The sequence below is a fragment of the Ensifer sp. 4252 genome, from assembly GCF_050434565.1.
Classification (GTDB): Bacteria; Pseudomonadota; Alphaproteobacteria; order Rhizobiales; family Rhizobiaceae; genus Ensifer.
Genome location: NZ_JBNDIU010000009.1, coordinates 137,773 through 151,754, shown reverse-complemented (window position 1 = coordinate 151,754; position 13,982 = coordinate 137,773). Strand labels below are relative to the sequence as shown.

The 13,982-nt window shown below is 57.6% G+C and carries 9 protein-coding genes and 1 pseudogene; 8 read left to right on the top strand and 2 right to left on the bottom strand.

Annotated features, from left to right (window positions below):
* Positions 1-284: 284 nt before the first annotated feature.
* Positions 285-2,150: a sigma-54-dependent Fis family transcriptional regulator gene (locus tag ABIE33_RS18540; RefSeq protein WP_429127771.1), complete on the bottom strand. Its 1,866-nt coding sequence runs from the start codon at positions 2,148-2,150 to the stop codon at positions 285-287.
* 230 nt (positions 2,151-2,380) lie between these two features.
* Here ABIE33_RS18540 and ABIE33_RS18535 point away from each other — a divergent pair, with 230 nt between their 5' ends.
* From ABIE33_RS18535 to ABIE33_RS18500, 8 genes and pseudogenes are all read left to right on the top strand, one after another.
* Positions 2,381-3,433, top strand: coding sequence for an NAD(P)-dependent alcohol dehydrogenase (locus ABIE33_RS18535; RefSeq protein WP_429127768.1), 1,053 nt, complete (start codon positions 2,381-2,383; stop codon positions 3,431-3,433).
* A gap of 190 nt (positions 3,434-3,623) precedes the next feature.
* Positions 3,624-5,180 (top strand): ABC transporter substrate-binding protein, encoded by a 1,557-nt coding sequence (locus ABIE33_RS18530; protein WP_429127766.1) that lies wholly within the window; start codon positions 3,624-3,626, stop codon positions 5,178-5,180.
* A 92-nt stretch (positions 5,181-5,272) separates the two neighbouring features.
* Positions 5,273-6,154 (top strand): carbohydrate ABC transporter permease, encoded by an 882-nt coding sequence (locus ABIE33_RS18525; RefSeq protein ID WP_429127763.1) that lies wholly within the window; start codon positions 5,273-5,275, stop codon positions 6,152-6,154.
* Entirely contained in the window at positions 6,154-6,987 is an 834-nt protein-coding gene (locus tag ABIE33_RS18520; protein WP_429127760.1) for a carbohydrate ABC transporter permease, read from the top strand. Before ABIE33_RS18525 ends, ABIE33_RS18520 begins: the two co-directional genes overlap by 1 nt.
* A gap of 10 nt (positions 6,988-6,997) precedes the next feature.
* On the top strand, positions 6,998-8,080 hold the full coding sequence (locus ABIE33_RS18515) for an ABC transporter ATP-binding protein (RefSeq protein WP_429127757.1): 1,083 nt from the start codon (positions 6,998-7,000) through the stop codon (positions 8,078-8,080).
* On the top strand, positions 8,080-9,141 hold the full coding sequence (locus tag ABIE33_RS18510; RefSeq protein WP_429127754.1) for an ABC transporter ATP-binding protein: 1,062 nt from the start codon (positions 8,080-8,082) through the stop codon (positions 9,139-9,141). Before ABIE33_RS18515 ends, ABIE33_RS18510 begins: the two co-directional genes overlap by 1 nt.
* A 296-nt stretch (positions 9,142-9,437) precedes the next feature.
* Positions 9,438-9,641 (top strand): annotated as a pseudogene (locus tag ABIE33_RS18505) (ATP-binding protein); the annotation flags it as partial.
* Positions 9,642-10,130: 489 nt separating this feature from the next.
* Positions 10,131-11,879, top strand: coding sequence for a flagellin (locus tag ABIE33_RS18500; RefSeq protein ID WP_429127752.1), 1,749 nt, complete (start codon positions 10,131-10,133; stop codon positions 11,877-11,879).
* 56 nt (positions 11,880-11,935) lie between these two features.
* Here ABIE33_RS18500 and ABIE33_RS18495 read toward each other — a convergent pair whose 3' ends face one another.
* Positions 11,936-13,981, bottom strand: a complete 2,046-nt coding sequence (locus tag ABIE33_RS18495) for a dipeptide ABC transporter ATP-binding protein (protein WP_429127749.1) — start codon at positions 13,979-13,981, stop codon at positions 11,936-11,938.
* Between the last annotated feature and the right edge of the window lies 1 nt (position 13,982).

The window sequence follows — 13,982 nt, the reverse complement described above, 5'->3', positions numbered from 1 at the left end:
CGGACGCGGCATCGGCGTCTACACTTCTCCCAATGGCATTTGCTAACACAGGGGATGGTAAAGTAAAGCTGCTTTCTCAAGCTCCCGGCTACCAAATTCGAGGCGCGGCTCAATGCGTGGGTGGGAAGGACGCCCTCGGCCTTGTACTGGCGGAACTATGGCGAAACCGGAGCATCAGGCGGAAAGCGCTTGCCCAGGCTCGCCACGATTTTGAAATCGTCTATCCCAAACCCACGAGTGATATGGCCTCACTGGAGTGCTTGTTGAGAAACACAGGAGGCGTCCTAGCGGATGTGTTTATAGACTGTGGTTCGCGACAGTTTGAGTATGCGCGCGGTTTTTGAGATGTTCTCGCCGGTCATGCGAAAAGTTGAGCGGATCTCGCGGCATTTGTTGCTATCAAGGGGGTGGGATTGGCAGCTGACACAGGTATCCTCGTCCCGAGTTGCGCCTGAGGCGATGTTATCGAATGAATGCTCATCAACATAGTCCATGTGGCGGCGAACGAGCGCACGCTGCAATGTCGCCTTCAGTTCACGGATATTGCCCGGCCAGGAATGCATGGAGAGACGCATAATAGCCGCGTCGGTGATTGGCGTGTCGGGTGCCAACTCATGCATTAAGTGCCTGACGATACCAGCGAAGTCCGCGCGCGCCTTCAGCGCCGGCAGGCGAACTGTATAGGCGTTGAGGCGATACAGTAGATCGGCTCGAAACAGCTTGGCTGTCACCATTTCTTGCAGGTCACGGTTTGTTGCCGACACGATCTGAACATCGACTTTGCCGGTCTTCTGTCCGCCAATCGATCGCACCTCCATACTGTCGAGAAAGCGCAGGAGCGAGGTCTGGGCAGCGAGCGGGATGTCCGCGACCTCGTCGAAAAACAGCGTTCCTTTGTCGGCGGCGCGCGCCAGGCCAGGCGAGCCATCGTTGCGTGCATTGGTGAATGCCCCGCGCTCATGGCCGAAGATTTCGGCAATGAAAAGGCTCTCTGGCAACGCACCGCAATTGACCGCAACAAACTCGCCTTTCCGGTTGCTCAAAGTGTGCACATGCCGCGCCATGAGTTCTTTTCCGGTCCCTGTTTCACCGGTAATGTGAACCGGCATTCTCAGAGTTGTCGCATCGGCAATTTCCGACATGGATCGCTTGATCACCGGGTCGTCGCATACGAATTCGGGAGCGCCCACAGGGCGCACAAGAGAAGGCAGTCTGGCAGCGGGCTTCGCGTCGATCACCGCCTTGCGCAGACCAATCTGGCGGCAGACCATGAAGACGCCGCTTCCAGCTTTGTCCCGGATGCGGATCACGCCTCCATTGAGGAGCCCATCCATCGCCGCACCAAAGCCTGCTTCAAACAGATCGTCGAAGTGATTGCCAATGATTGCCGGAAGGCCAGCCAATAGTGCCGTCCCGGGCCGATTGAGCGAAATTACGGCCCCCTCCCGCGATACGGACAGCAGGCCGGCCGATAAAGTATCGAGATACTCCACGCGTGGGTGGAAAGCGAAGATGAAGCTCTCGGCGCACTCCTGGTAGATGAGCCCGTTTTCGATCTGCGCTGCCGCCATGCGTACGAGCGCGTGCGTATGCTCCTGCCTCGCTTCATTGGCGCAGGAGGCATCCAGGAGGCCGATCGTCACCCCGCGGGAGTTGAGGATCGGGGCGGCCATGCAGCTCAAGTGACCATGGCAACTGAAATAGTGCTCGCGACCGTAGATGGCGACGGGTTTGTGACTTGCCGCAGCCAGTCCGAGCGCATTGGTGCCGCGCAGGCGTTCGTCCCAAAGACTGCCCGGTATGATCGCGCGCCCTGCAGCACTTTCCGCGAAACGCTCGTCGCTGATTGTGTCGAGCACGACGCCCTCGGCGTCGCCAAGGGCAATCATGAAGTTTGAACCAGCAATCTGCGAATGAAGAAGCTGCATTTCGGCAAGCGCCAGCCGACGCAGTGCCGCAGTCTTCTCGCGGCGAACGTTGACATCGGCGAATGGAATAACGCTGCTGCGCGGCTGCGAGCGTGGATCAAGCCCCAGATCCCGGCATCGCTGCCAGCTGTCGGCCACGACAGCCGGCAAGCTGCCCACCGGTAAACGGCTGCCACCTTCGAGCGCGCTGCGAGCACGATCGATCCCTGAAAGATGCTGCATGTCTCCTCCTCATGCGCTTCCGTCCCGATACATAGGGGTGGCCCGCCGAAGATTGCAATAGACAGAAACTGAACAGTTTGCGACGGACACACGTCCACCACATGTACATTTTTTCCGGCACACCATCCAAATAACCAATTGATTTTACTAGATTATGTTATCTGGCACGCGCCTTGCTCTTCATAGACCGGAATGCGGACGAGTGGTTCGCAAGTGCACGGAGAGAACGCATGAAGGCACAAGTGCTGACGCAATATGACGACAACCTCAAAGCGGACCAGTGGGTGTCGCTGCAGGACGTTCCCGATCCAAAGATCACCAAATCGAGCGATGTGATCGTGCGGATTGGTGGCGCAGGCGTTTGCAGGACCGATCTTCACATTATCGAAGGCGTATGGCGCCCGCACATGGATCCTGACGGAAACAACCTCCTACCGCTCATCATGGGCCACGAAAACGCAGGCTGGGTGGAAGCGGTCGGCAAGGAAGTCGAGGGAATCAAGGTCGGCGACCCGGTCATCGTCCATCCCAAGATTTCCGGTGGCACATGCCTTGCCTGCCGACGCGGCTTCGATATGCACGGTCCAGGCAAATTTCCAGGCCTCGACTGCGACGGCGGCTATTCCGAGTACCTCTGCACGTCTGAGCGCAACATCGTGCCGCTGCCAAAAACGCTCGCGCCCAAGGAAGTTGCCCCTTACGCCGACGCGGGCCTGACCGCCTATCGCGCCGTCAAGAAGGCAACAAGGCATCTGCTGCCCGGAGAAAGCTGCGTCGTGATCGGTGCTGGCGGCCTCGGCCACATTGGCATCCAGTGCCTGAAGGCGATGTGCGCAGCCGACGTCATCGTGGTCGACATTTCTGACGCATCGCTCGCACTTGCCGGCAAGATCGGGGCGGACAAGCTCGTCAAGGCAGACGGCAACGAGGTCGAGGCCGTGCTGGAACTGACCGGCGGGCAGGGGGCGGAAGCCGTGATCGACTTCGTCGGGGAAAAGGGAACGACGCTGAAAGGCCTCGCCATGACCCGCCCGATGGGGAGCTATTACGTCGTCGGCTACGGCGAGGATATTCGCATCCCGACCGTCGATATGGTCATCACCGAAAAGAACATCATCGGCAACCTGGTGGGCACCTGGGCGGAACTGACCGAGCTGATGGCGCTTGCCGATCGCGGTCTCGTGGATCTTACCACCGTCGAATACCGGCTGGCTGACGCCAATCAGGCTCTTCGGGATCTTCGGGATGGAAAGATTCATGGGCGCGCCGTGCTGATCCCCTGACGCTAATTCCGCCGTGCGTTGATACAGCGCACACGGGACGCTCTACCGCTCTGATTCTAGGACATTTTTCTGCCCTCAAGTGATCCCGTCTGAAGGCGGGATGCTCTCGGTCGGGAGACCAGAACCTGGTCTCCCGAACCGCTCATTCAAACAAGCTTTGATCTCAGCAACCTGTGGGAGGAGACCACTCATGAGACACAAGAACTTCTTGTACGCGACGGTTTGCGCCTTGGCGACAACGATCGCATCGGGCGCGCAAGCGGCTGAAATCGACTACAGCCAGTTTGGCGACTACGCGAAATATGGAAAGGCCGAGGACGTACGGGGCGCATGCTCTTATGAGACGATCGACAAGAAGGACTATTCCGGACGCACGCTGAAGATCATCAGCCATGCCGTTCCTGTGATCGGAGAGCCGACCGACCTGCACGCCAAGCAGTTCGAAGCTCTGACAGGTGCAACGGTGGATGTCGTCCATATCCCCTTCGGCGACCTTTACCAGCGCATCATGATCCCGTTCCAGACGCAACAGGCCGCCTACGACGTGCTCTTCTACCCGTCTCTTTGGATCGGGGACCTTCACAACTTCCTCGCCCCCGTTCCCGCATCCTACCAGGAGCTCAGCGGTCTGGATGACGTGACGACAAACTACAAGGACGTTGCGACCTGGGGCAACGAAATGGTGCAGTATCCGGTCGATGGCGACCGGCACTACATGAAGTACCGTTCGGACATCTTCGACAATCCCGAGATGCAGGCAAAGTATAAGGCCGAAACCGGACAGGATCTGAAGGTTCCGGAGACCTGGGAAGAATATAACGCGATTGCGAAGTTCTTCTCGGGGTGGGATTGGGCCGGCGACGGCCAGCCGCATTTCGGCAGCGCCGAGGTGACCAAACGCGACGACCTGATGTTCTCCGCATTTATCAGCCGTGCCGCCGCCTATGCGAAGAACCCGAACGTCAAGGGTGGGTTCTTCTTCGATCTCGAAACCATGGAGCCGCAGATCAACAATCCGGGCTGGGTGAAGGCTCTCGAAATGTTCATTGATGCGCAGAAGGCGTTCCCGCCCGGCGGCGCGAATTTCGGCCTCGGCGACGAAATCTTCTCGTTCGGTGGCGGTCAGACTCTGATGAGCTATTCCTGGGATGACGCCTTCATCCAGGCACAGGAAAAAGACAGTCCGATCCGCAACAAGGTCGCCGCCGCTCCGCTTCCCGGCGCAAACGAAGTTTGGAACCGCACGACCAAGACCTGGGACAAGTTCGAAATGCCGAATGCACCGCCGTACATCACGTGGGGATGGACCTCCGCCGTCGCAAAAGCATCGAAAAACCAGGACATGGCCTTCGACTATCTCTGCTTCTTTTCGAATGAGGCGAACACAACCCTCGACCTACAGATCGGCCGTTTCGGCGTTAACCCCTATCGCAGGACCCATTTCGATCCAAAGTTCTGGCAGGACAAGCTCGGCTGGGAACGGAAAGTGGCCGAAACCTACGTCCAAACACTCAGTGGCATGGATGAGAGCACCAACCGCGTCTTCGATTTGCGCGTGCCTGGCGTCAATCAGTTCATGTCGACGCTCGCCAACGGTGTGTCTGAAGCCATGGCCGGACAAAAGAGTGCGCAGGAAGCGCTCGACGGTGTGGCTGTGAAATGGACGGAGATCGTTGACAGGGTTGGCGTGGACAAGGTGCGCGAGGCCTACGCCAACGTCGTCGCACTCGAAGACCGCGGTCGCTGATCCACTTCGGTTGGATGTGACACGACAGGCGGGGCGGCGTGCCGCCCTGCCTGTTTTCGAATGCCTGAAAATCTATGGGGACAAGGCGCATCATGGTTCACACCGGGTTTCGCTTCTACAAGCTATCCTTCCTGCTGCCGGGGCTGCTCGTGCTGCTGGCGATTATTCTCTTTCCACTGCTCTTCACCGTCCGCGTATCGCTGTCTGGCTGGGACGCGATCTCGCCCGGACTTGGCTGGGCGGGGATCAAAAACTACACAAACGTTATTGGCGACCGACGCTTCTGGGAGGCAATGTTGCGTCTGTCGGGCATGGCCGTCGGTTCCGTCTTGGTCCAATACACACTCGGCTTCGCGCTGGCACTTCTGGTTTGGCGAGAGATTGCCCTGCGGCGCTTCTTCCGCGTCCTTTTCCTGGTCCCGATGATGACGACCCCCGTCATCATGTCGGTGATCTGGCGCACGATCTTTCACGAGTCTCTTGGTCCCGCCAACGATGTGCTCGGGGTGATCGGCCTTGGGCCCTATCCTTGGTTGACGTCTGCCAACTACGCGATGGCGGCAGTCATGATCGTTGAAATCTGGCAGTGGACGCCATTCATGTTCCTGCTCCTCCTTGCCGGCCTTCTCAGTCTTCCCCGTGAGCCGTTCCTCGCAGCCGCCATCGACGGTGCTGGTCCGATCCGGACCTTCTTCAATGTGACCTTTCCGCTCCTGGTTCCCGTCTCGATCGGCGCCGTCGTGATCCGATTGATCGAGGCGTCGAAGATCATGGAGACTGTCTACGTACTGACCTCTGGCGGACCGGGAACGGCCACGGAAACAGCGGGCTACTACATTTACATCAAGGGTTTGCGCGATTTTGAGATTGGTTATGCCGCATCGCTGTCGATCACGTACCTGGTCATCATGATCGTGCTACTGACGATCATCGCCAAGCTCCTCGTTCGTATTTTCATTGGAAGGAGCGCCTGATGCTCTCGATCCTCAAGTATCTGGCCGTGACGCTATGGAGCACGTTCGTCGTGGCGCCGTTGCTCTGGGCACTGACCACAAGCTTCAAGACGGCCAACGGCGTCACCGGCGGTCCAACCTATCTTCCCTATGTCGGGTTTGAGCCTTCGCTTGACGGCTGGCGCAGCCTGTTCGGCGGGTCGGGTGGCATCGATATCGTCAAACCGTACATGGACAGCCTGATCGTGACCGGCAGCGCCAGCCTGATCTCGATCATTCTCGGCACGCTCGCGGCCTATGGCCTTTCGCGGTTCGACTATCGCGCCGGCATCGTGAAAAACACCGACATCATCTTCTTCTTTATTTCCCAGCGCATCATGCCGCCGATCGTTCTGGCGATCCCGTTCTTCCTGATGCTGCAGTTTCTGGGATTGCTCGACACCAGGATCGGGCTGATCCTCGTCTATGTGGCACTGTTGCTGCCGATCGCTGTGTGGATCATGGTCGATTTCTTCGATGGCGTGCCACGCCAGATCGATGAAATGGCGATGCTTGATGGTTGCACACCATTCGAGGCTTTCTGGCGTATCGTATTGCCGAACTCCAAGCCCGGCATTTTGGTGGCGAGCATGTTCTGCCTGATCTTCGGGTGGAACGACTTCTTCTTCGCTTTCACGTTGACCTTCACGGACACACAGCTTCTGCCTGTTGCCGTGGTTTCGTTGAATTCTTCGGTGACGCCGTGGTGGAGTCTATCGGCCTCGGCGCTCGTTTCCGTAGCACCGCTCATCCTCATTGCCATTTTCGTCGAGCGGCTCCTTTCGCGCGGCACGCTTGCCGGCGCGATCCGGTAGGGAGACAGAGATGACCCTTGTTCTCGATAACCTTCGCATTGCCCGCAATGACGAGATCCATCTTGATAACCTGTCAGCGAGTTTTGCTCGCGGCAGCCTGACGACGGTGCTTGGCCGCACACTGGCCGGCAAGACGACCTTGCTCAGGGCGATAGCCGGCCTCCAGCCGATAGATAGCGGCAAGATGGAGCGGGATGGACAGGAATTCGGCATGCTGCCCGCATGGCAACGGGATGTTGCCATGGTCTACCAGCAGTTCATCAACTATCCACATCTAACCGTCTTCGAAAATGTCGCGTTTCCGCTGCGCAAGCGCCGTGTGCCGGAAGCCGACATACGCAGTCGCGCCAACGCGGCTCTTAGCATGGTTGGGCTTTCGAATTTTGCGGCACGCAGGCCGTCCGCGTTATCGGGGGGACAGCAGCAACGTGTGGCGCTCGCGCGCGCGCTGGTCCGGCGCGCTGATATCCTCCTGCTCGATGAACCGTTGGTCAATCTCGACTACAAGCTGCGCGAACAATTGCGGGAGGAATTCCGCGGACTGCTAACGAGCCAGAGCGAAGGCACGGTGATCTACAACACCACCGAACCGGCAGAGGCAATGATGTTGGCCGACCGGATCATCGTCATGCACGAAGGTCGCATCCTGCAGACGGGAGCGCCAGCGGATGTCTTTGAAAGGCCCGCCAATGTCGCTGTCGCCGGCATCATCAACGATCCGCCCATGACTATCCTTTCGGGACGGTTGGACGCGGGCCGGATGATCTTCGACGGTGGCGTAAATCTTCCTGTGTCCCAGCACCTGGAAAAGTTGCCTCCCGGCTCCTATCGCTTCGGCATCCGCGCGACTGAAATCGAACCCATCGAGACCGGCGGCGTCGCCGGGCGTGTGACATTCTCCGAAGTCTCGGGATCTGAGACGTTCCTTCATGTGGAGACGTCGTTGGGGGAGGCGGTTTTGCAGCTCGAAGGTATTCATCAGCTTGCCAACGGATCGGAAATTGGCCTGTCCTTCAGCCCTGAACGGCTTTTCGCTTTTGCCCCTGACGGTGATGGCAAACTGGTTCGCGCACCTGGAAGAGGAGAAAATTGATGGCTGCTATCCATCTCGATCAGATTGGTCATTCCTATGGCACGGCCGTCTATGCACTGGAGAAGACTGACCTTCACTTCGACGACGGCAAGACCTTTGCGTTGCTTGGTCCATCCGGGTGTGGCAAGACGACGATGCTGAACATTATCTCCGGATTGCTCACGCCCTCGGACGGTAGAGTGCTACTCGGAGGGACGGACGTGACCCGCGTCAAAACCGCGGAGCGCAACATAGCCCAGGTCTTTCAGTTCCCTGTTGTCTATCAATCGAAAACCGTCTTTGAGAACCTCGCTTTTCCGCTTCACTGCCGTGGCTGGGACAAGCCCCGCATTACACGCCGGGTAGGGGAGATCGCGGAACTCCTCGGCCTGTGTTCGCGCCTCGATCAATCCGCACGAAGACTTACAGCTGACGAGAAGCAGTTGATTTCGCTCGGGCGAGGGCTCGTGCGCGACGATGTGGCCGCGCTCCTTATGGACGAGCCTTTGACGGTCATCGACCCGCACATGAAATTCGACCTTCGCCGCAGGATCAAACAGGCAAATGATCAAACGCGTCACACCGTCGTCTACGTCACACATGACCAGAACGAAGCAATGACGTTTGCGGACGAAATCCTCGTCATGAATGCTGGCCGCGTCGTCCAGCGTGGCACGCCGCAGGAATTGTTCGAAAGGCCGCGCGACCTCTATGTCGCAAACTTCATCGGTTCACCCGGGATGAACTTCGTGCAGGCAGAACGCGGTGATGGCGACCTCAGACTCGCCGGTGTGCCAGTCGTGGCGGGCAGCCGTTGCGAGGTAATCGCGCCGCGTGACGAGGTGGTCCTTGGTATCCGACCTGAGCACATTGTGTTCGCAAAGGGAGAGGAACGAGGCATCCCCGCATCAATTGTCTCTGTCGAGGATCACGGCAGTTTGAGGGTTGTGGACGTCACCGTCGGATCGAACCGGTTGCGAATGAAGGTTGGCCGCGACGTTGCTCTGCCGTCAGAGCAAGTGCGTATCCGCGCGGCCGCCGCCCGGATCCGTCTTTATGTCGGTGGCCTCATGGTTAGCTAACGACGGTTCATCCTTCGTTCGCAAGGCTGCTTCCACGAGCAATCCCAACGCGGTAACAACGCGCTTCAATATTGATGGGTGCTGCGCAAGCCGTGGCACCCACTCAGATCATAAACGTGCGGTTGCATCCACTGGAACGTTGGAAAAGCGACCATGATAGCGTCCGGTCAAATCTCCAGATCAATCTGACGGGCGGCGCTCGGCGATTACTTAGAGCTGGCTCGGTTTGTCTTGGCCCTCGATCAGCAGTATCCGCTAAGGAGCATAGGACGGACCGGACGCAAGTTGTCGAACTGATGAGCGCGCTGAAGCTCTACGGCATGCGCAGCGCTTACGACGAGGTCATGGGCAACGGCATCAAACGGCAGCCCGAACCGCCGCGCATTGTCGGCGATCTCTTGCAATCGTAGATTGCCGAGAAGCAGCCATGCTCCATTCGCTACCAACTCAGCATCGCCACGCTGCCCCTCGCCAAAGACATCGACGACTTCGACTTCGCCGATATGGTCTAGCGGGCGAGGCTGTCTCGCGTAACAAGCAGGGGGTCGCCCGGCTTTAGCTCCTTCTTTCGATACCGGATCAATACTCCCCAGAAGCGGAATGTTCATCGGCCGATGACAGATTTTGACCCGGTGGGTGATGCGATCGAGCAGAGCACATCTCGCCGTCCTCTTTGTCCTGTGGCCTACCCCACATCATCTTGGCACATTGCGATGCCGTTGGGGAGGACGGGTCCACCCCATCTGCTCTTGTCCTGACCCCTGGTTGCCGCCCTGACGCGACGCGTAAAGGGCACACTGATTTGCCGGGACGGGCAGCCCCGAGAGGATACAAAATATCAGAAGCGCCGAAATTAAGAATCAACTAAAATATTGGTTTTGCTTGCGAAATATTGCGTCGTTAACATTTCATTATCCAGTATGGCGGCTTAATGCTCGCAACCTTATGGCCCATGAGGGGCACCCCAATCAATTTTTCAGTGTGCTAAGATGACCAGGATTCTTACGAATGTGGGAGCAATTTCTGCGCTCCAAACTCTGCGTTCGATAAATTCCGATATGTCAATGACACAGGGTCGCGTGTCGTCCGGGTTCCGTGTTCAAACTGCTGCTGACAACGCCGCTTATTGGTCGATCTCAACTACAATGCGCTCCGATAGCAAGGCGATCTCGGCGGTTTCCGATGCACTTGGTTTAGGCGCAGCGAAGGTCGATGTCGCCTACTCTGGTATGGAAGCAGTGATAGCTGTTCTCTCGGAGTTCAAGGCTAAACTAGTCGCATCGAAGGAACCTGGCGTAGATCAAGAAAAAATTCAAAAAGAACTTGATCACTTGAAGCAGCAGATTGTGAGCATAACCAAATCGTCGGCTTTTAATGGCGAAAACTGGTTAGATGTTGATGTTGACCTCCACACCTCGAAAACCTCTTTAGTTTCGGCTTTCGTCAGGAAAAGCGATGGCACCGTTTCGACGGAAATGATGACAGCCTTGTCCTCCGAGTTTGCACTTTTCAATCGAACCGGCGGCGCGATTTTGCAGGCGCGATACGATGTGGGCGATCCGGGAGGAAACCCCATCCGGTCATCACTGGGGGATGTAGGCGGGCTGCTAAACTCGTCGATAATGGCGTTCGCACATAGCAGCATTCGTTATCCTGGCGTTTTTGTCACTTGGCCAGTCACGTTTAGTTCGGCGGATAGTTTGTCTTTTGAAGTCACCGCGAACGCGAGCATCTATGGTCCCGGCCGCACTGAGACAATTGTCATTGATCAGGCGACAATCAACGCCACGCTCGGCCGAAGTGACGGATCCATTGATAACCGTAACGCACTTAAGTCAGTCATTGATGCTGCGCTTCAGGCGAAGTCACTTCCGATAGCTAGCAACGCAGCCGAGTATAATGGGACGGTTAGCCTAGATTTTATCTCTACGTCGTCGACAGATGTTGGGGAGAGCATCGCGATAAACAATGTTTCATCAACCCTAGCGGCGGGCTTTTCTTTTGGTTTGGACTATTCTCCAATCAAGGAGAATAACAACTCCTACGCAAAGGAGAAATTTAATTTCACCGGACCATTTATGGTGGTTGATGGTGCTAGTTTTAATTTCGACCTGAGTGCGCCGATGATCGGCACGAATATGATAACCTACCATAACTACTCGGTGACACATGCTGATGTCATTGCCGCTCTAGGTGGTTCTAGTGGGGTTATTTCTAGTTCAACTGCCTTCGCATCTGTTTTGAACTACGTAACTGCGGGAGAAGGGCTTAATTTTACTGCTCAAGGAAACTCGATTGAAATAACCCCGGATGTCGCGATTAGGCCTCATCAGGGCATTAACTCATGGTTTTCTATCGACAACGTACATAAGGTCGAAGCCGGGACATCGCCCTCTTTACCGTCTGACGACACGACGACATTTGATTTTTTGGGAATCGATGTCACGGCTGGTGTGGCATCGCCTGATGCTTACATAGCAAGCATTGAAGACATGTTGTCTAGATCCACAGACGCCGCCGCAACGCTCGGGAGCCTGCAGTCACGTGTTTCCTTGCAGTCTGATTTCGCCCAAAACCTCATGGATGTAATCGACAAGGGTGTTGGGCGTTTGGTTGACGCGGATATGAATGAAGAGTCCACCCGTCTCAAAGCACTCCAAACGCAGCAGCAACTGGGGATTCAAGCACTCCAAATTGCGAACTCCAACTCGGAAAACGTAATGGCGCTGTTCCGGTAGATAGTTCGCTGGTCACGGTTGCTTAGCTGAGGAAGGCAGAAAATGCGGCGCCGAAGTCAAAGGCTTTGGAGACGCGTGTCTTCGACGGCTGAAGATCGTGCACGTTCCGGTGTGCGGGCGTGCCTACCAAGGCCGTCAACGGGCAAGTGGCAACGGACAAAGCCATTTCCGGTTTCATGAACGGGCGGACGTGTGTCCGCGCAGACGCTGCCGGGCTGGCGCGGACAGCGCCCAGCAAAGGGACAGCCGATCCCAGGAACTGCCTTAAAGGTGGGCGCTGCCGGCGGCCGGGAGACGTGCCCATCCTTTCTAAGACCAGGGGCCGCCTCCAGCAACATTTCCGTATACGGGTGGAGGGGCGTGCCCAACAGTGTGTTGGTATCGGCCAGTTGCATCAGTTCGCCGCGATAAAGCACCGCGACCCGGTCGGCGAGCTTCTGTACGACGGCGAGGTCGTGCGAGATGAAGAGCATCGCGACGGCGTGTTCTTCCTTGAGGGAGCGCAGAAGTTCGACAATTCGAGCCTGCACCGATACATCGAGCGCCGACAGGATTTCATCACAGATCAAGACCTTGGGATTAACTAGTAGCGCGCGAGCAATGGCGATGCGCTGGCGTTCGCCGCCCGAAAGCTGCTCCGGAAATCGATCGAGATATCCGGCATGCAGGCCGACGTGTTCCAGCACAGTTTCGAGCGTCTTTTCATTCACTTGGCGCCCGAAATGATCCAGCGGTCGAGCGAGGGTTACACGGATGCGACGACGGGGGTTCAGCGACGCGTCGGGGTTCTGGAAAATGTACTGGATCTGCCGCAATTGCTCGACGGTGCGGTCTTTTAGCGCCGGAGCGAGTAGGCTGCCGTCAAGACTAATCAGACCGGCGAGCGGCGGCAAACGGCCGCTGATCGCCCGAGCAATGGTCGATTTGCCACTTCCGGATTCCCCGACGAGCGCAACCACCTCACCAAACCGCAGTTCGAGGTCAATGTCGCGTACGACGGGCGGGGGCGTTTTGCGGAAGAACCGATCAAAAATGCCGGGTGACCTATAGGATAGATTGAGGTCGGCGATCGAGAGCAGCCTCTCGGGCTTTGCCGCAAATTTGGGGTTCGGCCTTGTCTGGTTATCAGCCGCTTGATGAGCCGCAGCTACTTGCCATCTCATGCACGCGACCGCTCGCCTGTCCTCAAGCGGTTCTAGCAGCTGCGGAGTGGTGCGGCAGGTGGTGGTTGCCAAGTCGCAGCGCGGCTCAAACTTGCAGCCGGTAGGCATCTGGTCGCGGCGCAACACGCCGCGCAATCCCTGGGTCCGCCTATTGGTATCATCCACGGTCGGGATCGAAGCGATGAGACCGCGCGAATAGGGATGGGCTGGGGCAGCCAGCAATTGATCACACGGCGCGACCTCGACGAGCTGGCCGGCATACATGACGCCGACCCGGTCCGCGATCTGGGCGAGCAGCGCAAGATCGTGCGTTACGTAGAGCATCGCCATGCCGATGCGGGCTCTGAGATCGGAAAGAAGCTGGATGATCTGGCGCTGAGTGGTGACATCGAGGCCGGTCGTCGGTTCGTCGAGCACTAGCAGGTCCGGATTGCAGGCGACTGCCATGGCGATTGCCACGCGCTGCTGCTGGCCGCCGGACAGTTCGTGCGGATATCGGCGGCCGACATCAGGCAATCCGACGAGGGAGAAGAGCTCGACGATGCGGCGCTCCATCGTCATGCCGTCCGGCAGCGCCTTGTGCGTCGCAATCATCTCGCGGATCTGTGATCCCACCCTCATGCTGGGGCTGAGTGAGGTCGTCGGATTTTGTGGCACGACAGCGATGCGGTTGCCGCGCAGACGCCTCAGCGAGGTCGCGTCAAGCTTGAGCAGGTCCGTGCCGTCGAACAGCACCTCGCCGGTCTGCACCAGGCTGTTGATGGTGCCATAGCCGAGCAGGCGGTAGGCGACTGTAGATTTGCCGCAGCCGGACTCCCCGACGAGCCCGAACGCCTCGCCCCTGGCAATCTCGAAGCAGACGCTCTGTACGACATTGGTCCAGCCGGACGGGCCGCCATAGGCGATGTTAAGATTGCGGATCTCGATGAGCTTTTTCATA